This window comes from Hymenobacter ruricola, from assembly GCF_015694525.1.
In the GTDB taxonomy this organism is placed as follows: Bacteria; Bacteroidota; Bacteroidia; order Cytophagales; family Hymenobacteraceae; genus Hymenobacter; species Hymenobacter ruricola.
This window is the reverse complement of record NZ_JADQDM010000002.1, coordinates 516,927-536,350: the sequence shown is the minus strand read 5'-3', so window position 1 is coordinate 536,350 and position 19,424 is coordinate 516,927. Positions and strand designations below refer to the sequence as shown.

The 19,424-nt window shown below is 63.1% G+C and carries 17 protein-coding genes and 1 tRNA gene; 12 read left to right on the top strand and 6 right to left on the bottom strand.

The window, feature by feature from the left end:
- Positions 1–146: 146 nt before the first annotated feature.
- Positions 147–791: a LolA family protein gene (locus I2H31_RS06385; protein ID WP_196292164.1), complete on the top strand. Its 645-nt coding sequence runs from the start codon at positions 147–149 to the stop codon at positions 789–791.
- Between the two features lie 87 nt (positions 792–878).
- On the opposite strand, the gene I2H31_RS06380 is transcribed toward I2H31_RS06385, so the two are convergent.
- Positions 879–1,706 carry an SEL1-like repeat protein gene (locus tag I2H31_RS06380; RefSeq protein WP_196292163.1) on the bottom strand — a complete coding sequence of 276 codons (828 nt, stop codon included), beginning with the start codon at positions 1,704–1,706 and terminating at the stop codon, positions 879–881.
- A 62-nt stretch (positions 1,707–1,768) separates the two neighbouring features.
- Between I2H31_RS06380 and I2H31_RS06375 the strand changes: the two genes are divergently transcribed.
- From I2H31_RS06375 to I2H31_RS06355, 5 genes are all read left to right on the top strand, one after another.
- Positions 1,769–3,070, top strand: coding sequence for a DUF2851 family protein (locus tag I2H31_RS06375; protein ID WP_196292162.1), 1,302 nt, complete (start codon positions 1,769–1,771; stop codon positions 3,068–3,070).
- Positions 3,067–4,425, top strand: coding sequence for a hypothetical protein (locus tag I2H31_RS06370; RefSeq protein WP_196292161.1), 1,359 nt, complete (start codon positions 3,067–3,069; stop codon positions 4,423–4,425). Before I2H31_RS06375 ends, I2H31_RS06370 begins: the two co-directional genes overlap by 4 nt.
- Positions 4,426–4,491: 66 nt before the next feature.
- Positions 4,492–5,124, top strand: coding sequence for a NeuD/PglB/VioB family sugar acetyltransferase (locus I2H31_RS06365; RefSeq protein ID WP_196292160.1), 633 nt, complete (start codon positions 4,492–4,494; stop codon positions 5,122–5,124).
- Between the two features lie 107 nt (positions 5,125–5,231).
- Positions 5,232–6,176, top strand: a complete 945-nt coding sequence (gene trhO / locus I2H31_RS06360) for an oxygen-dependent tRNA uridine(34) hydroxylase TrhO (protein WP_196292159.1) — start codon at positions 5,232–5,234, stop codon at positions 6,174–6,176.
- A gap of 138 nt (positions 6,177–6,314) precedes the next feature.
- Entirely contained in the window at positions 6,315–7,187 is an 873-nt protein-coding gene (locus tag I2H31_RS06355) for a nucleoside phosphorylase (protein ID WP_196292158.1), read from the top strand.
- A gap of 370 nt (positions 7,188–7,557) precedes the next feature.
- On the opposite strand, the gene I2H31_RS06350 is transcribed toward I2H31_RS06355, so the two are convergent.
- The gene (locus tag I2H31_RS06350; RefSeq protein WP_196292157.1) at positions 7,558–8,571 is read right to left on the bottom strand and encodes an acyl-CoA reductase; all 1,014 of its coding nucleotides are present in this window, start codon (positions 8,569–8,571) and stop codon (positions 7,558–7,560) included.
- A gap of 194 nt (positions 8,572–8,765) precedes the next feature.
- On the opposite strand from I2H31_RS06350, the gene I2H31_RS06345 reads away from it, so the two are divergent.
- Positions 8,766–9,116 (top strand): 4Fe-4S dicluster domain-containing protein, encoded by a 351-nt coding sequence (locus I2H31_RS06345; RefSeq protein ID WP_196292156.1) that lies wholly within the window; start codon positions 8,766–8,768, stop codon positions 9,114–9,116.
- Between the two features lie 124 nt (positions 9,117–9,240).
- Here I2H31_RS06345 and I2H31_RS06340 read toward each other — a convergent pair whose 3' ends face one another.
- Entirely contained in the window at positions 9,241–9,726 is a 486-nt protein-coding gene (locus tag I2H31_RS06340) for a hypothetical protein (RefSeq protein WP_196292155.1), read from the bottom strand.
- Between the two features lie 163 nt (positions 9,727–9,889).
- Here I2H31_RS06340 and I2H31_RS06335 point away from each other — a divergent pair, with 163 nt between their 5' ends.
- Entirely contained in the window at positions 9,890–10,213 is a 324-nt protein-coding gene (locus I2H31_RS06335; RefSeq protein ID WP_230687506.1) for a MaoC/PaaZ C-terminal domain-containing protein, read from the top strand.
- 59 nt (positions 10,214–10,272) lie between these two features.
- Here the strand turns inward: I2H31_RS06335 and I2H31_RS06330 are convergent, their stop codons facing one another.
- Both I2H31_RS06330 and I2H31_RS06325 read right to left on the bottom strand, forming a co-directional pair.
- Positions 10,273–12,225: an IPT/TIG domain-containing protein gene (locus tag I2H31_RS06330; RefSeq protein ID WP_196292153.1), complete on the bottom strand. Its 1,953-nt coding sequence runs from the start codon at positions 12,223–12,225 to the stop codon at positions 10,273–10,275.
- Positions 12,226–12,269: 44 nt separating this feature from the next.
- Entirely contained in the window at positions 12,270–14,603 is a 2,334-nt protein-coding gene (locus I2H31_RS06325) for a T9SS type A sorting domain-containing protein (RefSeq protein WP_196292152.1), read from the bottom strand.
- Positions 14,604–15,557: 954 nt separating this feature from the next.
- Between I2H31_RS06325 and I2H31_RS06320 the strand changes: the two genes are divergently transcribed.
- Positions 15,558–15,989 (top strand): recombinase family protein, encoded by a 432-nt coding sequence (locus I2H31_RS06320; RefSeq protein WP_262895759.1) that lies wholly within the window; start codon positions 15,558–15,560, stop codon positions 15,987–15,989.
- A gap of 165 nt (positions 15,990–16,154) precedes the next feature.
- On the opposite strand, the gene I2H31_RS06315 is transcribed toward I2H31_RS06320, so the two are convergent.
- Positions 16,155–16,228, bottom strand: a tRNA-Asp gene (locus I2H31_RS06315).
- A gap of 297 nt (positions 16,229–16,525) precedes the next feature.
- Here I2H31_RS06315 and I2H31_RS06310 point away from each other — a divergent pair.
- From I2H31_RS06310 to I2H31_RS06300, 3 genes are all read left to right on the top strand, one after another.
- The gene (locus I2H31_RS06310) at positions 16,526–17,473 is read left to right on the top strand and encodes an acetyl-CoA carboxylase carboxyltransferase subunit alpha (RefSeq protein WP_196292150.1); all 948 of its coding nucleotides are present in this window, start codon (positions 16,526–16,528) and stop codon (positions 17,471–17,473) included.
- Positions 17,474–17,660: 187 nt separating this feature from the next.
- Positions 17,661–18,509 carry an MBL fold metallo-hydrolase gene (locus I2H31_RS06305; RefSeq protein ID WP_196292149.1) on the top strand — a complete coding sequence of 283 codons (849 nt, stop codon included), beginning with the start codon at positions 17,661–17,663 and terminating at the stop codon, positions 18,507–18,509.
- A gap of 97 nt (positions 18,510–18,606) precedes the next feature.
- Positions 18,607–19,371, top strand: coding sequence for a patatin-like phospholipase family protein (locus I2H31_RS06300; RefSeq protein ID WP_196292148.1), 765 nt, complete (start codon positions 18,607–18,609; stop codon positions 19,369–19,371).
- Positions 19,372–19,424: the final 53 nt, after the last annotated feature.

The window sequence follows — 19,424 nt, the reverse complement described above, 5'->3', positions numbered from 1 at the left end:
AAGCGCAACTCCGGGGTACACGCGGCCGGCTCCAACTTTTTTCCCTTCATCGCGGCTTCATCCGCATTTTGGCCGGTCGTTTGTTAAACGGAATCCGTATCAGGCCATCAGAGCGTATTCGTTACACGCTCAGTTTCCCCCTTCTAATGAAAAAATACCTCTCTTTTCTGCTGCTCTCGGCCACGCTGGCGCTGCCCGCCGCCGCGCAGCAGGACCCCAAAGCTGGTAAAATCCTCGACCAGATGAGCGCCAAGTACCAGGCGCTGAAAGCCTTCCAGGCCACTTTCACCCAGACGCTGGAAAACCCCGGCGCCAAGGTGAAGCAGAACATCAACGGTGACATTGTGGTGAGCGGCCAGAAGTTCCGCCTGAAAATCAGCGGCCAGGAAGTCATCAACAACGGCACCACCACCTGGACTTACCTTAAGAACGAGAACGAAGTCAATATCTCCGATTCGGACCCGGATTCGCAGGATATGTCGCCCTCGCAGATTTACACGATGTACAAAAAGGGCTACAAGTACACCTACGTGCAGCAAGTGACGGAAGGCGGCGAACCCCTCGACGTCATCGAGTTGGCCCCCGAAAACCGCCAGAATGACGTATTCAAGGTGCGGCTGAAAGTGCGCAAGAAGGACGCTTCGGTGAAAAGCTGGCAGATGTTCAAGAAAAACGGCAACCAGTACACCTTCCTCATCAAAAATTTCAAGCCCAACCCGCCGGTCGACGCCAACACCTTTGCCTTCGACAAAGCCAAGTACAAAGGCGTGAAAGTAGTCGACCTGCGCTAATGGCTTAGGCGTCAGCTGCTCGTTGCCGGTCGTTAGGCCGGCGGCAGAACGGCCCGCTTCGAGAGAGGCGGGCCGTTTTACGTTCCGTCAGAACTGCTCGCCTTGTAGCTCCGCCCAGCACAGCGCTGCTTTCGCATGGCCTTGGTCGGCCGCCATTTTGAACCAGAACAGGGCATCGGCCAGGTTTTCAGCGCCCGTCCAGCCCGATTCGGCCCACACGCCCAGCAGGTACATGGCGTGGGCCTGCCGGCGCTCGGCGGCCTGCTCCAGCCAGTAGTGTGCCTGCTCCCAGTTTTCGGTGGGTTCCTGGGCGTATTCCAAACCCAGCCAGGTCATGGCGCGGGCGTTGCCGGCGTCAACGGCCCGCCTGAACCAGAACAGCGCCCGGTGGTGGTTGCGGCGGCCGCCAACGCCGCGCTGGTAGCACCGGGCCAGGTCGCACATGGCCTCGACGTAGCCGAGCTTGGCGCTTTTGCGGTACCAGTGCCGGGCCCGGGCGTAGTTCTGGGCGGTGCCCTGGCCGTGGTAATACATACTGCCAACGCAGTGCATGGCCTCTTTGCAGCCGCCCCGGGCCGCTTGCGAAAAGTAGCGAAAGGCCTCGTAACGGGTTTTCACTACTTCGTAGCCGTTGTCGTGGGCCACGCCGAGGTTGAATTGAGCCGTGCGGTGGCCACTTTCGGCGGCGGCCCGCAGCAGCACCAGGGCCTGCGTCCGGTTTTGGGGAATGCCCCAGCCGTCCCAGTGCAGCATGCCCAGCCAGTAGGTGGCCACGGCATCGCCCGCGTCGGTGGGCTGGCTGAGCAGCTGAGCCACCTGGCCGATGAACCGATTGGTGGCGTAGCGGCCGAAGTTGGCGCGGTTAATTATTTGTATCAGCCGCTTGGTGGCGGGGTGGGTAGCTGCTATGGGCAATAACGGGCGCTTTATAAAGTCTGAGCGGAATCGGAGTAAGTTTACGGGCGTAAACGCAAGTTATGAAAGAAGATTTCCTCCACTACGTTTGGCAGCACCAGTACTTCGACAAGCTGGACCTGCGCACCACGGCGGGCGAGGAAATCCAGGTGCTGCGCCCCGGCCACCGCAACGCCGACGCCGGCCCCGACTTCCTGAACGCGCGCCTGCGCCTGGGCGAAGTGGAGTGGAACGGTGCGGTGGAAATCCACCTGCGCGCCTCCGACTGGGCCCGCCACCACCACCAGATTGACCCGAAATACGACCAGGTGATTCTGCACGTAGTGGGCAGTGCCGACGCCGACGTGACGCGCACCAACGGCAGCCTCATTCCCGCGCTGGCCCTGCAGGCCCGGGTGGCGCCCGAGCTGCTGGCCCGCTACCAGGCGCTGGTGGAAGCGCCCGCGGCCGCGCCCTTGCCCTGCGCCCCGCTGCTGCCGCTGGTGCCCGAAATCACGAAAACGATGATGACCGAGCGCGCCCTGCTGGAACGCGTGGAGCGCAAGGCCGACGCCATTATGACGCTGCACGAGGGCCTGGGGCAGGACTGGGAAGCCACCGCCTACCACGCGCTGATGGCCGCATTCGGCTTCCAGAAAAACAGTGAGCCGCTGGCCCGGTTGGCCAAATCGGTACCCGTGGCCGTGCTGCGTCGGCACCGGCACGACCAGCGCCAGCTCGAAGCGTTGTTGTTTGGGCAGGCCGGATTTCTGGTTGAAAATGAGGAAACAGTGGCCGACGACTACATCCGGGACTTGAGGCAGGAGCATGCGTTTCTGAGCCACAAATACGGGCTGGGCGAAGCTGCTCTGCATGCCCACGAGTGGAACTACCTGCGCCTGCGGCCGGCCAACTTTCCGCCGGTGCGCCTGGGGCAACTGGCTGGCCTGCTGCACGCGCGCCCCGCCCTGTTCGATGCCCTGCTGACGGCGCAGAGCGTGGCGGCCCTTACCGAGTTTTTTCAGGCGCCGGTACCGCTGTACTGGCGCACCCACTTCCGCCCCGGCCGCCCCGGCAAGGTGCCGGCCCTGGGCAAAAGCAGTACCGATTTGCTCATCACCAACGTGGTGGTGCCGTTGCGCGTGGCCTACGCCCGCCACGTGGGCCAGCCGGCGGTGGTGGAAAGCAGCGTAGCCCTGCTCAGCCAGCTGCCCGCCGAGCACAACCAGTACACCGACGCGTACGAGGCCCTGGGCTTTGCCCACCGCACCGCGGCCGACTCGCAGGGCCTGCTGGCCCTGCACAAGAATTACTGCGCGCCGCGGCGCTGCCTGCACTGCGCCATCGGCAGCCGCCTGGTGCACCAACCCCGCGTTATTCGATGAGAATAGTTATTGCTTTGCTGTTGAACGGCGTGCTGCTGGCTGTGCTCCTGCCGTGGGTGCTTCGGCAGTGGCGCGAAGCACCGACGTGGGCGCGTGCCATGCTGGCGTGGGGCCTCGGCGGCCGGTTGTTGGTGGGGGCGTGGCGCGGCTGGCGCCTCGCCGACGACGCCGACTTCATCAGCCAGCAGGCCAATTCTGTCACGCGGATGATACTGGCGGGGCCCAGCCATTTCTGGCAGGCGCTGTTCACGGATGAGGTCGGCTGGCGCCACCAAATCATTACGTATTACGGGATGTCCAACACCCTGTTCATGGCCAAAATCCTGGCGTGGGTCAACCTGGCTTCGATGAACAGCGGTTGGCTAAACGGCGTGTACCTGAGCTTGTTTAGCTTCGTGGGGTGTTGGCAGTTGGCGAAAACTTGCCTGAAACTGTTTCCGGCCACACCGCCCGCTGCCGCCACGGTGGCTTTTGTGGCGTGGCCAACGGTGGTGTTCTGGGCCGCCGGGGTGGCCAAAGAGCCCTTGCTGCTGGGCAGCGGGACGTGGCTGGTGGCGCTGTACCTGCAACTCTTGTACGGGCCTGATTCGTCGACGACCAGGGCGCGCGTTGCCACGGTGGTGGGCTTGCTGGTGTTGGCGTATGTTCATTTTTTTATGCGCTATTTTTTCGCTGCACCGTTGTTAGGCGCGTTAGTGGGCCTAGTGGTGGTGCGCGTGTTTCAGCAGTTGGGCTGGGCGCGCAGCCGCTGGGCGCAGGTGTTGGTGATGGTGGCGGTGCTGGCCGCGGGAGGGTGGGTAGCCACCGAAGTAAGCGTGGCGTTCCGGCTCAATAAATTCACGAACCAAACCATGCGCATCTACGCGCACTCCCTGGAAATGTCGGCTGCAAAGGCGCACATTGAATACCCGGCGCTGCGGCCCACGGCCGAAAGCTTTCTGCGCCATTCGCCGGAGGCGGCCCTGAACGCCTTCACCCGGCCTTGGCTAGGGGAGTCGTGGCAGCCGTTATACGTGGCCGCCGCCTTGGAAAACCTAGTGCTTGTCAGCCTTTTTGCCACCACCTTCTTTGCTGGCTGGCGCCGCCGTTGGGGGCACTTGCCTTTTGGGCTAGTGGCGGCTCTGAGCATTTTCTGCTTCGTGCTGGCCGTGCTGCTGGGGCTGAGCACACCCAACTTTGGCTCCTTGAACCGCTACCGGAGCGCCGTGCTGCCGTACCTCGTGTTTCTGCTGCTGCAGAACGACTATGCCGCGCTGGCGTTGCGTCGGCTGGGCTTGGAACGCCGCTCCGATGACACCCTGGCAGAGTCGCCGCCCTCGGTGGCAGCTCCCGCAACGGCTGCCGTACCTTTGTAAATCCTGGCGAAGCTGCCGCACCCAGCCGTGGCGCCGCGCTTCGCCCCGTCATTCGCAACTCCCTCAATGGAAAATCCCGTTATCATTCTTGGTGCCCAAACCGTGGGCACCGCTGCCCTCGACGCCTTTCTCTCCAACGACGTGGTGGTGTACTGCCTGCTCGACGACGACAAAAAGCTGCAAGGCACCGAACTCCTCGACGTGCCCGTGATGGGTAACACCGACGACGGCGAGCTGCTGAAGCTGCTCGGCAAAAAGTGCGAAGTCTTCGTGGCCACCGACGACACCGCCAGCCGCCGCAGCCTCACCGAGATGCTGCGCAACGAGTACGAGGCCGTGCCCGTGAATGCCATTCACCAGCGCGCCAGCGTCTCAAACCACGCCACGCTGGGCCACGGCAACTACGTGGGCCCCAACGCCGTGGTAGCTGCCATCGCCACCCTCGGCGATGGCTGCCTGGTGAGCGGCAACGCCGTGGTGGAAGCCCGCGCCACCGTGGGCAGCTTTGCCCAACTGGGCAGCGGCGCCCTCATCGGGGCCGACGTGCAGGTGGGCGAGCAGGCCTTTGTGGGCGCCGGTGCCGTGGTGGTGGCCGGCGTCAAAATCGGCGACAAGGCCCGGGTAGGCGCCGGCTCGGTAGTGGTGGCCGATGTGCCCAACGGCCAGACCGTTTTCGGCAACCCCGCGGTGAAGGTTTAATTAAAAATTATGAATTATGAATTAGAAATTGGCTGTTCAGGAAAACGACCTGCTGACCTCGCCAGGCAAGTAATTCATGATTCATAATTTATAATTCATAATTAAAAATGTATCAGGTTCTTCTTTATTACTGCTATACGCCCCTCGAAAACCCGGAGCAATTTCGGGAAGAACACCACCGCCTGTGCCTGGAGTTGGACCTGCGCGGGCGCATCATCGTGGCGGCGGAGGGGCTGAACGGCACGGTGTCGGGCACGCGCGAAAGCTGCGCCCGCTACATGGCCGCCGTGAAAGCCGACCCACGCTTCGCCGCGTTGGAATTTAAAGTTGACGACGTGGCGGCCCACACGTTTCAGAAGCTGCACGTGCGCGTGAAGCCCGAAATAGTGCACAGCAGCCTGCGCCACGTGCGGCCCCACGAGAAAACCGGCCAGCACCTCTCGCCCGAAGAATTCAAGGCGCTGAAGGACCGCGACGACGTGGTGGTGGTCGACGTGCGCTCAGACTACGAGTACAACCTGGGCCGCTTCAAAAACGCGGTGACCCTGGACATCGAGAATTTCCGCGACTTCCCGGAGCGCGTGGAGCGCCTCAAGGAGTTCAAAGACAAGAAAATTCTGACGTACTGCACCGGCGGCGTGAAGTGCGAAAAAGCCAGCGCCTACCTGCTGGAGCAGGGTTTCGAAAACGTGTACCAGCTGCACGGCGGCATCATCAAGTACGGCATTGAGGCCGGGGGCGAGGATTTCGACGGCCAGTGCTACGTGTTCGACAACCGCGTGGCCGTGGACGTGAACCGCGTGAACCCCACCGTGATTTCGCGCTGCCAGCACTGCCAGCAGCCCAGCAACCGCCTCATCAACTGCGCCAACCCGCACTGCAACGCCCACCTGCCCCTGTGCGAAGCCTGTGGCGAACAGCTGCAGGGCGCCTGCTCCGAAGCCTGCGCTGCCCACCCCGACAAGCGCGCTTACGACGGCACCGGCTCCTACCCCAAGCTCAGCAACCACTACAACCCTGCGCAAGGCCTTGCGTCCTACGCCAAGTCATAGGCTTAATCGCCTAGGCGTCTGTCATCCTGAGCGCAGCGAAGGACCTTCTCACGTTTGAACGACTTGTTTCTGCTTGATAAGGTCCTTCGCTGCGCTCAGGATGACAGACGACTTCATTCTTCATTCCTCATTAAAAATATGATTCCCTCCTCCGAACTCATCCTGAACCCCGACGGCAGCATTTACCACCTCAACTTGCTGCCCGACCACATTTCTGACACCATCCTCACCGTGGGCGACCCCGGCCGGGTGGCCCAGGTGAGCCGGCATTTCGACTCGGTGGAGTTTGAAACCGCGCACCGCGAGTTCGTGACCCACGTGGGCTACTACCGCGGCAAGCGCATCACGGTGCTCAGCACCGGCATGGGCACCGACAACATCGACATCGTGATGAACGAGCTCGACGCGCTGGTCAACATCGACTTTGTGTCGCGCACGGTGCGGCCCCAGGAGGAGCGCATGAGCCTGCGCATCATCCGGCTGGGCACCAGCGGCAGCCTGCAGGCCGACGTGCCCCTCGGCGCCATACTGGCCACCGAGCACGCCGTGGGCCTCGACAGCCTGGCCCAGTTTTACCCCTTGATGGAAACCGGGCTGGAAACCGAAGTGGCCACCGAGCTGCAAAAGTCCCTCGGCCTGCCCTACGCGCCCTACGTGGTGCGCGGCTCCGACCTGCTGCGCGAGCAGCTGGGCGCCGGCATGGTGATGGGCAACACGCTCACCTGCCCCGGTTTCTACGGTCCGCAGGGCCGCAGCCTGCGCATCGAGTTGCGCATTCCGGACTACATTGCGCGCCTGCAAAACTTCCGTCACCAAAGCGCCGAGGGCGAGTTCCGCCTCAGCAACTTCGAGATGGAAACGGCCGGCTACTACTCGCTGGGCCGCCTGCTGAACCACGAAGTGCTTTCCCTAAACGCCATCGTGGCCAACCGCGCCACCGGCGAGTTCGCCGAAAACGCCGGCGCCGTGGTCGATGCTATGATTGAGCAAACCCTGCAACGCCTGGTGTGAGGCCCGGCGGTTGCCGTGGGCTAGCAGGCGTGTAAACTGGCGTCGCAGGCCGTGTCGTCGAACTCGCACACCCGTTTGACGAAGTCGCACACTCGTTTGACAAGGTCGCATACCCATTTGGCGACCTCGCACACCCGTTCGGGTGACTCGCAAACTCGGTTGACGAAGTTGCACACCCGTTCGGGCAACTCGCAGACCGGTTTGACGAACTCGCCACCGTGTAAGCTCAGGTTGCACGGGTGAAAAGGGCATTAGCCAGAAAGGCCACCCAAGCGGGTGGCCTTTCTGTTGATGAAGCACTGGCCGGGAGCCGGTTTGGTAGGTGCCCCCAAAATGCGTGCAATCCGAAAAATCGGCCGAAATCCTTGTTTCAGAGGAGCTCGGCCAGGAATTCCATGGTGTCCACGCGGTCGGCGTACTCGTCCACGGGCGGGGATTGGGCCTGCCCAAACGGGTGGCTGCCCGCAAACCGGGCGCCGGCCGACACCACGCACTGCGTTTGGGCGGCGATGTCGGTGAGCTGGTCCACGAGGTCGATTTCGCTGGTGTATTCAGAATAGAACACCATGGAAATGGGCGAAACCAGCCCCTCACCGGCCCGAATGAGGAAAAAGCCGCTGTCGAAGTGCGGCACGCGGTTTACCAGCAGGATGCTCTTGTTGTAGTCGTAGTTGTTGTTGTATTTGTGATGGTGCAGCACGCCCTCGTAGGGTTGCAGGGCATCGAGCAGGGGCACGAAGCTGTAATCCTTGGGCACGAAGAGCTTGCTCACGTTGCGGCAGCCCAGGCCATAGTACTGGAAGATGTCGGGGCCGAGTCTGGCCAGTTCCTCGCTGGTTTCCTGCCCCGTGAGCACGGCCACGCTGGTGCGGTTGCGGCGAATGATGTGGGGCTTCTTGCCGAAATAATACTCGAAGTAGCGCGCCGTATTGTCGGAGCCGGTCGCGATGAAGGCGTCGGCGGCATTGAGGCGCGGCAGCACCTGGATGAACCCCGTGAAGCGCGGCTCGATGCGGGTCAGCTCTTCCAGCAGCCACATCATCAGCACGGTATCGTCGGCGCTGAGCTTGGCCAGCAGCACGTGGCCGCTGATGAGCACGCAGAGCAGGTCGTGGAAGCCCACCATGGGGATGTTGCCGGCCATCACCACGCCGATTTTTCGCACGGCGGTGGGCTCGGGCGGGTAGCGGCCGGCCCAGCGGCGCAGGGGCTCTTCGGCCAGCATATGAGCGAGGCCGGCGAAGGCGGCCGTCACGTTGGGGGTGTCGAACCAGGCGTTTTGGTTGCGGGCGCGGGCGGCCAGGGTCGTGAGCTCGTCGGGGGAGAGGGCGGCCAGGCGCTGGCCCAGGGCCACAAAAGCGGCCAGTCGTTCGGAGTGGTTCATGCAAAAGGGATGGCCCGGCGGGCCGATGCGGCACGCGGGCGGGAGAATTGTCGGCAAAATTGGGTCAAACCATACAAACCCGGCCGGCGTAGGCTAATTTTGTGCCGCCGAAGCCCGGCGCGGGCCCGCTTTTTTACGTAAAGCCTGCGCGAATTGCTTTGGTTTCCTCCCACAACTTTGACCCCCGACGCCCCATGGCCATCATGATAACCGACGAGTGCATCAACTGCGGTGCCTGCGAGCCGGAATGCCCCAACAACGCCATTTACGAAGGCGGCGCCCAGTGGCGCTGGGCCGATGGCACCACCCTGAAAGAAGTGACCACCGCCGACGGCGCCGTGGTGTCGGGCACGGCCCCGCAAACCCCGGTTTCCGACGAATACTACTACATCGTATCGGATAAATGCACCGAGTGCGTGGGCTTCCACGAAGAGCCCCAGTGCGCCGCCGTGTGCCCCGTTGACTGCTGCGTGGACGACCCCGACCTGCGCGAAACCCGCGAGCGCCTGCTCGAAAAGAAAGAGTGGCTGCACATCGCCGCTTAGGCGCTCTACTGGATTAAAGAATAAAGGCCGCTCCCAATGGAGCGGCCTTTTTCGTAGGAAGTGATAAAAAAGGATAGAGACGCAGTATTTTGCGTCTCTATCCCGTTCATCGACTTTTTACAAATTATTGCGACGCCTCAGCCGAGGCCTGCTGCGGCGTCAGCTTCACGCCCGTGAATTGCTGCGGGTTGCTCACCGAAGCTATGGGCTCGATGCTCATTCGCTTGTCGAAGCGGCTCACGTTGGCCAGCTTGAGCAGGGTTTCGTAGCTGGCCGTGTGCCCGGACTTGGTGGTGACAAAAAAGCTGTTGACGCGCAGCGTTTCGGGGTTGTAGCTCACTTCCAGCGCCGTCGTGTCGCGCCAGTAGGTGTAGAGGGCTTCGGTGGCGCCGGAGGGCCCCACGCGGGGCGTGCGGTCGTGGTCGGGCCGGATGCTTTGGCCGGTGAGGGGCTGGGCAATCTGGTCGGCGTTCATGCCCAGCAGGGCCGGCACGTCGAAGGCGCGGTTCATGGTGAGGGCCGGGGGCACGTTGGGGGCTTCGGTGGCGGGCCGGTCGGTGGAGGCGCACCCCAGCAGAAGGGCCAGGGGCAGCAGCAGGCAGTAGCGCATACGGTCAGTTTTGGTGAAGGCTGAGGCAGTAATACGGAAAAGCTGAATCGTAAGCCGAGGATAACGCGTCGATTTCTAAATTTATACAGCTGATTCGTCGGCGTAGCCCGGCTTTGCCTTCCAGGCCTGATACGGAGGCTGGCATCACGGCCTTTGCCCAGTGTTGGGCGACAATTTCCACGCCCACGTCGACGCCACCTCGCTGGAGGGCACGCTCTTCACTGAGCGCGTGGCTCACGGCTACTGTATCCTGAGCGAGGCCGCCGGTATGTTCGTGGACCCGCGCAAAGGCCCCGTGCTGCTCAACTACGGCCCCGACGAGTGCCGCTTCACCAAGCCCGTGTACCCCGGCATGACCATCGGGGTGACACTGACGGTGAGGACACGGGTGCTCGACAGGCAGGGCCCCGGCGCGCGACGGACGAGCGCAAGCAGGTGCAGCTACCGTTTTAATAAACAGCGCGGCGCATGGCTTTGCTGGTGCTAGTGGCTTGTCCAAGTGTTTTGACTGCGGAAAGGCGCCGTCTCCTCACAGGAATCGGCGCTTTATTGCACCCGTAGCGGGTACCGGGACACCGGGTGACCGGGCGTGCCCACCACCAAAACGTAACTTCCCGGGGGCACTCCTCCCACGGCTACTTCCCCAGTGAGGGAAACAGGGCAGGTCGCCTGTCGTTGCCCCAACAGCGTGTACAGCGTCGCCTGCGCCGGGAAACAGGGCCTTCCGGCACCGTAGCCCCCCAACTGCAACCGCCCCCCGACCGGAACGGGATTTGGCCAGAACCCTTGCCCGGACGTGCTGGTGGCAACGGCACTCGTCGCCATGCCCACTTGAAAAACCAAGCCTGCGGGACCCGCACCGGATGCCGTTTGCACGCTCACGGGACCTGTCGTGACCCCAGGTGGCGCGACGGCGGTGAGCGTGGTGGGTGAAGTCACCGTGAACGAAGCTGCGGGGACGCCATTGAAATACACCGCCGTGGCGCCAGCCAAACGCGCCCCGCGAACGACAACGGGGGTGCCGGCCGCCCCTTGCGCCGGCGATAAGCCCGCCACGATGGGGAGGGGGCTGTCGCCAATCTTGACCAGAAATCCGGTGTGGGCGCCGGGGTTGCCCACCTGCGTGGTGCCGCCGAACCCGATGCTGGGCCCGGTGTAATAACCCGCCGCGTAGACCCCGCCCCGGTGGTCCAGGGCCAAGGCCTGACCAAACTCGTCGTAGGTGCCGCTGCTGGTGGTCGCCACCCAGTTGAAGGCCCCGGTGGGGCTCAGCTTGGTCACGAAGAATTGGCCAAACCGCCGCCCCAGGTTGGGCATCAGGATGCTGCCGAATGTGGCCCCGATGCCGTAGTCTTGATACTCCCCCACCACGTAGGCACTGCCGTCGTCATCAACGACCAAATCACTGGTCACGTCGTTATCGGTACCGCCGATTCCCTGCGCCCAGAGGTAGTTGCCGTTGGGGTCGAGTTTGACCACGTACCCATCAAAATTGCCGTTGCCCCGGTTGGGAATGGTGATGGAACCGAAAGTGGCGGAAGGCTGGCCGTACCCCCCGGCAACCAACACGTTGCCGTCGTAGTCCACGCCCACGCCGGCGGCGTAGTCATAGCCGGGCCCGCCCGCGCTGCGCACCCAGAGCCAATTGCCCGCCGGGTCCAGCTTGCCAATGTAGCCGTCCTGCAAGCCGTTGGCCGTGAGGGTGAAGCTTCCGAACGCATTCGTCGCGCCAAAATTGCCGGTGCAATACACGTTGCCGGCCGCATCCTGCGCCAATCGGCCGCTACGGTTCCCGGTGCGGACGGCCCACAGCCACGCCCCCTGCGCGCTCCGTTTGGCCACAAATGCATTTTCAACCTGGGGCACCCCCTGCACGGTGATGGCCCCAAACTGAACCGTGCCACCCACCAGGGTGCCCCCAACCACTAAGTTGTCGGCGGCGTCCACTGCCAGGGCCCCGATGTTAGCCGCTTGCGGGACGGCCGTCGCCCAGAGGCACACGCCTTGGGGGTCATATTTGGCGATAAAACTTCCGAAGGTGCTGGCGCTGCTGAGCGTGAAAGAGCCGAACGTGGCCGAATACCGGAAGTACCCCGCCACGTACACGTTGCCGGCCGGGTCCACGGTCACGGTGAAGCCCGCGTCATCGCCCCGGTCCCCGGCGCGCACGGCCCAGAGGGGCTGCCCGGCGGCGTCGAGCTTGGCCAGAAAAATGTCCTGGTCGCCGGCGCTGGTCAGGGTGGTGGCGCCAAACTCCACGGACCGTTTAAAGCTGCCGGTCACGTAGGTTTGCCCGCCCGCGGTGGTGGCAATGGCGACGACATCGCAGTCGTGGCGGTCCACCGTGCCAACTTGCCCGAGGGTGGTGGTGCCCACGCCGGCGGCCCACGTGTAGGGCGGGGCCTGGGCCTGGGCGGGCGTTGAGCCGAGGCCGGCAACTAGAAGGAGGAACAGCCAGCCAGCTAGGGCCGGCGCAAACGAGTGGAGAGGTGGGCGCATAAGGGCAGCAAGTTAGGTGAAGGGGCGCTTCGCAATGCGCTGGTTTAATTGATAATTAAACGCGTCGAGGCGGTTCCGCAACGCACGGTGTAGGCGCCGGCGGGCAGGCCCGTGAGGTGGAGCGACACCGACGACGCATTGCCGGGCACGCGCTGCACGCGAACCACCTTGCCGAGCCCGTCGAGCACCTGCGCCAGGCGGGGCTGCGGCTCCTGCGCCAGCGTCAGGGTGGTTTCGCCGCCCGCCGGGTTCGGGTACAGCGTCAGCGCGTTGCGCGCGGAAGCGCCGGTGGCACTGCTCACCACGAAGTTGGGCCGGTAGATGCCAAAGCTCGAACTCACCTTGGACCCGTCGTTTACGGCGCGGAAAATACCGCCCGCCACCACGTCTCCGGTGGTTGTCACGGCCAGGGCCTGCACGGCGGCATCGAGCCCGGTGCCCAGGCTGCTCCACGCCGCGCCATTCCACGCCGCGATGCGGTAAGCCGGCATTCCATCGGCCGAGAAGAATGCCCCGCCCACGTACACGTTGGTTCCCTGCACCGCAATGGCCGAAACGGAGCTGTCAAACCCTGGTCCTCCCGTGCCAAAGGCCCGCCACGAGGTGCCACTCCATACCGCAATGCTCCGGGTGGTAATTCCGCCGGCCGTTCGGAAGTTGCCGCCTACGTACAAATCGGAGCCGGAGAAGGTCAGGGCGTTCACCGGGCCGTCGACGCCCGTGCCCAAGGCGCTCCAGGCGCTGCCGTTCCAACGAGCCACCCCGTTGACGACTAGGGAGCCGATGTATTCGAATTGCCCGCCGGCGTACACGTTGCCGCCCTGCACGGCCAGGGCAAACACGTAGCTGTTGGGCACTTGGCCCAAGGTGGTCCACGTGGCTCCGTTCCATTTCAGCACCCCGTTGGCGCCGGCGTACAGGTCGGTGCCGGACACAGCCAACGCGCGCACCTCGCCCGACAACCCGCCGCCCACGGCGCTCCATGCCGTGCCGTTCCACCGGGCCACGTTGCGGGTGGGCACCCCGCCCATGCTCGTGAAGACCCCGCCGGCGTACACGGTGGTGCCCGACACGGCCAGCGCCCATACGTAGCCGTAGGGGTCGGCGCCACCGCCCACGCTGCTCCAGGTGCGGCCGTTCCATTTGGCAATGGCGCAGGTGCCGGCCACGTGGCCGACGTCGTAAAAGAAGCCGGCCACGTACACGTCGGTGCCCACCAGGGCCACCGACGTTACCCAGCCGTTGAGCCCCTCGGACACGGCCCGCCACGTCGTGCCGTTCCACCGGGCGATGTTCGTGACCAGGCTCGTGGCGGTGTTGTTAGGGCCTCTAACGGCCACGTACACCGTGGTGCCGGACGCCGCCACCACGTTCACCGGGTCGTCGGCGCCGCTGCCCAGGCTGCTCCAGGCGCTGCCGTTCCACTTGGCCACGTACCTGGCCGGGGTGGTGCCGGCAGTCAGAAAGCCGCCGCCCACGTACAAGTCCGAACCGGAAGCAGCCAGGGACGAGACGGCATAATCGGTGCCCAGGCCCAGCGTAGCCCACGCCCCGCCGCTCCACTTGGCCACGTAGTGGGCCGCGGTGGTGCCGGCCGAGGTGAAGGCCCCACCCACGTAGAGGTCGGCGCCGCTCACCGCCAGCGCGTACACCCTATTGTTGGTGCCTTGGCCCAGGGAGCCCCAGGTACTGCCGCTCCAGCGGGCCACATTGCTGGCGGCCACGCCCCCCGCAGTAGTAAAAGCGCCGCCCACGTACACGTCGGCGCCCAGCACGGCCAGCGCCAACACCGGGCCATTGATGTCGGTGCCCAAGGCCTGCCAGGCAGTACCATTCCATTGGGCTACGGCACTGGTTGTCAGAGCGCCGGATTGGGCAATGACTCCGCCGGCATAGACGGTTGTGCCCTGGGCCGCCAGGGCCGTCACCGAACCGCTCATGCCCGTGCCCAGCGGGCTCCACGCGGTGCCGTTCCATTTGGCTACGCGGCTGGCCGCCGCGCCGCCCGCCTGGGTGAAGTCGCCGCCGGCGTACACGTTGCCGTTCCCATCCACGGCCAGGGCGTTCACGCGGTTGTTGACGCCGCTGCCCAGGGCGCTCCACGTCGTGCCGTTCCACTTGGCCACGTTGCTGGCCGTCGCGTTGCCCACCACAGAAAAATCGCCGCCGATGTACATATCCGCGCCGTTGAAGACCACCGCCCAAACCGGACCGTTGGCCCCAGGGAAATCAAATCCGTCCTGCCATTTCTCGTCGCCGGCGCCCCGGGTGCCGGCCGGCCGAAACACAGGGCGGCCATCCGGCGCGGTGCACAAGTGGTAGCCCTTGGCATCGAACGAGCCGCCAAGGCCGGGCCGCAGAGTTCCGTCCGGGTTCAAAGCGTCGGTTAGGGAAGACGGGGCTTGGGGCCGGCCCAGGGCAAGGGGCGTATCCACGAGTGCCATCACCAGCACCAGGACCGTAAGTGCACTGAGACTGCGAAAGCAGCCAGCTAGGCGGATAAGGGTAGAAATTGTCATATAAGTGCAATAAGTGAATCAGCAGCTTGCCGAAATGTAAAAGTATATCCAGACTATAATTTCGGTAGCCAAGCCGCTTCGCTGAACGCTCGTGAATTACGACTCCTGCCAGGAACGAGTAACCGGGATAAACTCCCTAGACGAGCAAAAGGGGCGCACGGTGCACTGGTACAAACGCCAATTGCAACTTGCACCAGCGGGGGCATCCTAGTTGTGGCGTGGACCCGACCGACAACTGCGGCGCTCGCCAAGCGGGGCAACTGCGCCCCGGTGGTGTACTCCCCACGCGGCCGCGTACGCGAGCGGTTTAGCCACACTGTTCAACCAATTCGGCAATACGTAGCTTCGCAGGAGCAGACCTTGTATGAATACGGCAGCACAGACTACCCGTCCAAGCCGGTTCAAAACGGCAGCCGGGTGGAAGTAATCGACCATACCACGGGCCAGCACTTCTGGTTTTTGCTCCGTTTACCCTAGCAGAAGACTGTCTGGATGAAACCTCGGCTTATCAAACCACTCCAGCACCTCGGCAAAAAGTGGCTAGCTGGCCGCCACGGCACTGGCGAAGTTTAAGAAACTCGTTTACGAATCAAAGTTTAAGAAACGCACGAGGGTGATGAGTTTCGTAAACTCCAAGCTCTCCAAAAAAACGCTCGTTTTCTGGAGCCTTTCGACGGCCGCGCAAACGGCCCGGAAACGCAGGTTTTCCGGGTCGTTTTTTGATGCCTTTTTTGGATGGTAAATTCGGACATGAGAGTCGCCATTTGTGCCCGCGTGTCACCGCGCGACAAAGGCCAGGACGCGTAGAACCAGTTGCACCTGCTCCGGGACCACGCTGCTCAGGTGGGTACCTTGTACAAGGTATTCCAAGATGACGAGTCGGGCAAGAGTTCCAAGCGCCGCGGATTCAAGGAACTGATGCTGGAGGCATACCAGAAGCGCTTCGGCCTGGTGTTGTTCTGGAAACTTGACCGCTTCAGCCGCGAGGGGACGCTGGCCACGCTGGAGCAGCTGAAAAAGCTCGATGATTATAAGGCCGGCTCTAAGTCGTATTCCAAGCCCTGGTTCGATACGCCCGGCCCCTTCCGCGACGTGGTGATTTCGCTCGTGTCCACCCTCGCCGCTCAGGACTTGGTGAAGATTTCGGAAAATACCAAGCTGGCTTTGGCCCGGAAGAAGGCCGCGGGCGTCAAGCTTGGTGCGCCGACCAAATCAGCCGCCATTATAGAGCAGCCCGGACGTTAGAAGGGGGAGGGCAAAACAAACGGATTCATTGCCCGAACCTTTAAAATTTTCCCTAGCATGGTCGCCAAGTATGTCACGAACTAATGCTTGACTGCCACCCTTTTCTATCTGGGCAATAAAAAAAGGCCATTTCCTTGCTGGAAATGGCCTTTATGCAAACGGTAGCGGTCTGGACGGGACTCGAACCCGCGACCTCCGCCGTGACAGGGCGGCATTCTAACCAACTGAACTACCAAACCGTTTGCCGGACAGAAAACGCGACTGTTTTCCGTTTTGGTGCTGCAAAGGTAGGGGAGAAAAATTGCGGCCTGCAAGCCAGGGCCCAAGTTTTTTTGCGAAAAGGCAGGCTTGGCGAGCTTGAGGGTTGTTTTTCAAGGGGATTAATTTTTCGTCCCGGCCCCAACGGTGGATGTTTTACCTTTGCCCCCCGCTTTCGTGGCGGCCGGTGGGGGCGGAGGTCGCGGGTTCGTGCCCCGTCCGGACCCCGCCGCCCGCTATTTTCGCCTTCCCACTCCCCGCAATTCTCTTCGCGCCACATGCTCCTCGACTTTGAACAACCCATTGCTGCCCTCGAAGGCAAGCTCCTCGAAATGCAAAAGCTCGCTGCCGACAGCGACGTGGAAGTAGGCGCCGCCGTGGCGGCGCTGGAAAAGCGCATCAAAGACCTCAAGAAAGAAACCTACGCCAACCTCACCCGCTGGCAGCGCGTGCAACTCTCGCGCCACCCCGACCGGCCTTACACCCTCGACTACATTGAGGGCATGGCCGAGAAGTTTGTGGAGCTGCACGGCGACCGCACCGTGGGCGACGACAAGGCCATGGTGGGCGGCTTCGGCGAGATTAACGGCCAAACGGTCATGTTCATCGGCCAGCAGAAGGGCCACAACACCAAGCAGCGCCAGTTCCGCAACTTCGGCATGCCCAACCCCGAGGGCTACCGCAAGGCCCTGCGCCTGATGAAGCTGGCCGAGAAATTCAACGTGCCCGTGGTGACGCTCATCGACACGCCCGGCGCCTTTCCCGGATTGGAAGCGGAAGAACGGGGGCAGGGCGAGGCCATTGCCCGCAACCTCAAGGAGATGTTCATGCTGAAGGTGCCGGTGGTGTGCGTCATCATCGGTGAAGGGGCCAGTGGCGGCGCCCTGGGCATCGCCATTGGCGACCGGGTGCTGATGCTGGAAAACACGTGGTACTCGGTGATTTCGCCGGAGTCGTGCAGCAGCATCCTGTGGCGCTCCTGGGACTATAAGGAGCAGGCCGCCGAAGCCCTTAAGCTCACGGCCACCGACATGCAGAAGGCCGGCCTGGTCGACGGCATTGTGAAAGAACCCCTGGGCGGCGCCCACACCGCCCCCGAGCAAATGATTGACACCCTAAAAGCCACGCTGCTCAAGACGCTGAAGGAACTGGCCGCCATCCCGGCCGAGGAGCGCATTTCGCAGCGCATTGATAAGTTCTCGGCGATGGGTGTGGTGGTGGAGTAGGATTTTCTCAGGAACGACCACTTGGAACGTTATGCAGAGCGCAGCGAAGCATCTTGCCCGCCGTGACTAATTTCTACGATTGAGTTAGTGAGGGCGGGCAAGATGCTGCGCTGCGCTCGGCATGACGTTCTTTTTGCTGCTGAGCCCTGCTTACCCCATGTCTTCCCACCCTCATACCCTAAAAAGCATGACCATCCATACCCTCGATACCGGCCTCTTCAAACTTGATGGCGGCGCCATGTTTGGCGTGGTGCCCAAAAGCATGTGGCAGAAGCTGAATCCGGCCGATGCCAACAACATGTGCACCTGGGCCATGCGCTGCCTGCTGATTGAAGACGGTGGCCGCCTGCTGCTGATTGACAACGGCATCGGGGAGAAACAGGACGAGAAGTTTCGGGGGCACTTTTACTTACATGGCGACGACACGCTGGAGAAGTCCCTGCGCAAGCTGGGCTTTAGCAGCGCCGACATCACCGACGTGTTCCTGACGCATCTGCACTTCGACCACTGCGGCGGCTCGGTGCAGCGCCGGCCCGACGGCGCCTTGCAACTGGCCTTTCCCAATGCCACCTACTGGAGCAACGAGGCGCACTGGAACTGGGCCGTGGCGCCCAACCCGCGCGAAAAGGCCAGCTTCCTGCGGGAGAACATTCTGCCCATTCAGGAAAGCGGGCACTTGAAATTTGTGGACCTGAGCGCGGGCGTGCCGGATGCACTGCCGCAATTCCGCGAAATCATCATGGCCGACGGGCACACCGAAAAGATGATGGTGCCAGTGATGGAGTACAAGGGGCGCACGCTGGCCTTCATGGCTGATTTGCTGCCCAGCGTGGGCCACGTTCCGCTGCCCTACGTGATGAGCTACGACATGCGCCCGCTGGTGACCATGACCGAAAAAGAAGCCATGCTGCGCCGCGCCGCCGACGAAAACTGGGTGCTGCTGCTGGAGCACGACCCCACCCACGAAGCCTGCACCGTGCAGCACACCGACAAAGGCGTGCGCCTGGCCGAAACCCTGCGGCTGGCGGATTTGTAGGCAGCCAAATAGTTGTTGAGGACCGGTTTTGCGTATCGGTAGAAACAAGGGGTGCTGGTTGCTCAGCGGTTTCTTTTCATTAACAACAAAGAACGAAATGGCCCAACTGGGTTTGGCTTTGTCCGGGGGCGGGGCGCGCGGCATTGCGCATTTGGGGGTGTTGGCGGCTTTGGAAGAATTGCAACTGCCGGTGGCGCAGCTGGCGGGCGTGAGTTCGGGGGCCATTGCGGCCGTGTTTTACGCCGCCGGCTTTCCGCCCCGGGAAATACTGCGGCTGCTCCAGGAAACCAACGTGGTGCGGCTGACGCGGCCGGCCTTCAGCCGGTTTGGCCTGCTGCACCTAGATGCCGTGGCGCAGCTACTGGCCCGGCACCTGGGCACCACGGCCGCCTTCGAGGATTTGCGGATGCCCGTGACGTTGGTGGCCACTGATTTGATGGCCGGCGAGTCGGTGTATTTCAATTCGGGGCCCTTGCTGCCGCCACTGCTGGCTTCGTCGGCCGTGCCGATAGTGTACCGGCCGGTGGAGTACCAGGGGCGGCAACTGGTGGACGGCGGCCTGCTCAACAACCTGCCCGTGGAGCCGCTGCTGGGCCAGGCCGACCTGCGCGTGGTGGGCGTCAACTGCAACCCCATCAACTCCGAGGCGCGCATTCCCAACTTCCGCCGGCTCATCGAGCGGACCCTGCACCTGGCCATCAACGCCAACACCACCAGCCGCAAAGCGCAATGCGACCTGCTGCTGGAACCGCCCGACCTGCGCCACTACCGCCCCCTGAGCTACAAAAGCGGCGCCGAACTGTTCGACATCGGCTACCGCTACACACTGGCGCAGGCGGGGGCGCTGGCGGCGCTGCTGTAGCGGCGCGGGTGGCGCAGCATTCGGGCCGGCTGCCCATCTTTGTACCCCAACGC

Excerpts from the sequence above, each read along its gene's own strand:
- I2H31_RS06365 (WP_196292160.1), top strand. The coding sequence starts at position 4,492 with ATGGAAAATCCCGTTATCATTCTTGGTGCCCAAACCGTGGGCACCGCT.
- I2H31_RS06330 (WP_196292153.1), bottom strand. The coding sequence starts at position 12,225 with ATGCGCCCACCTCTCCACTCGTTTGCGCCGGCCCTAGCTGGCTGGCTG.
- trhO (WP_196292159.1), top strand. The coding sequence starts at position 5,232 with ATGTATCAGGTTCTTCTTTATTACTGCTATACGCCCCTCGAAAACCCG.
- I2H31_RS06345 (WP_196292156.1), top strand. The coding sequence starts at position 8,766 with ATGGCCATCATGATAACCGACGAGTGCATCAACTGCGGTGCCTGCGAG.
- I2H31_RS06305 (WP_196292149.1), top strand. The coding sequence starts at position 17,661 with ATGACCATCCATACCCTCGATACCGGCCTCTTCAAACTTGATGGCGGC.
- I2H31_RS06350 (WP_196292157.1), bottom strand. The coding sequence starts at position 8,571 with ATGAACCACTCCGAACGACTGGCCGCTTTTGTGGCCCTGGGCCAGCGC.
- I2H31_RS06355 (WP_196292158.1), top strand. The coding sequence starts at position 6,315 with ATGATTCCCTCCTCCGAACTCATCCTGAACCCCGACGGCAGCATTTAC.
- I2H31_RS06340 (WP_196292155.1), bottom strand. The coding sequence starts at position 9,726 with ATGCGCTACTGCCTGCTGCTGCCCCTGGCCCTTCTGCTGGGGTGCGCC.
- I2H31_RS06375 (WP_196292162.1), top strand. The coding sequence starts at position 1,769 with ATGAAAGAAGATTTCCTCCACTACGTTTGGCAGCACCAGTACTTCGAC.
- I2H31_RS06370 (WP_196292161.1), top strand. The coding sequence starts at position 3,067 with ATGAGAATAGTTATTGCTTTGCTGTTGAACGGCGTGCTGCTGGCTGTG.
- I2H31_RS06385 (WP_196292164.1), top strand. The coding sequence starts at position 147 with ATGAAAAAATACCTCTCTTTTCTGCTGCTCTCGGCCACGCTGGCGCTG.
- I2H31_RS06310 (WP_196292150.1), top strand. The coding sequence starts at position 16,526 with ATGCTCCTCGACTTTGAACAACCCATTGCTGCCCTCGAAGGCAAGCTC.
- I2H31_RS06300 (WP_196292148.1), top strand. The coding sequence starts at position 18,607 with ATGGCCCAACTGGGTTTGGCTTTGTCCGGGGGCGGGGCGCGCGGCATT.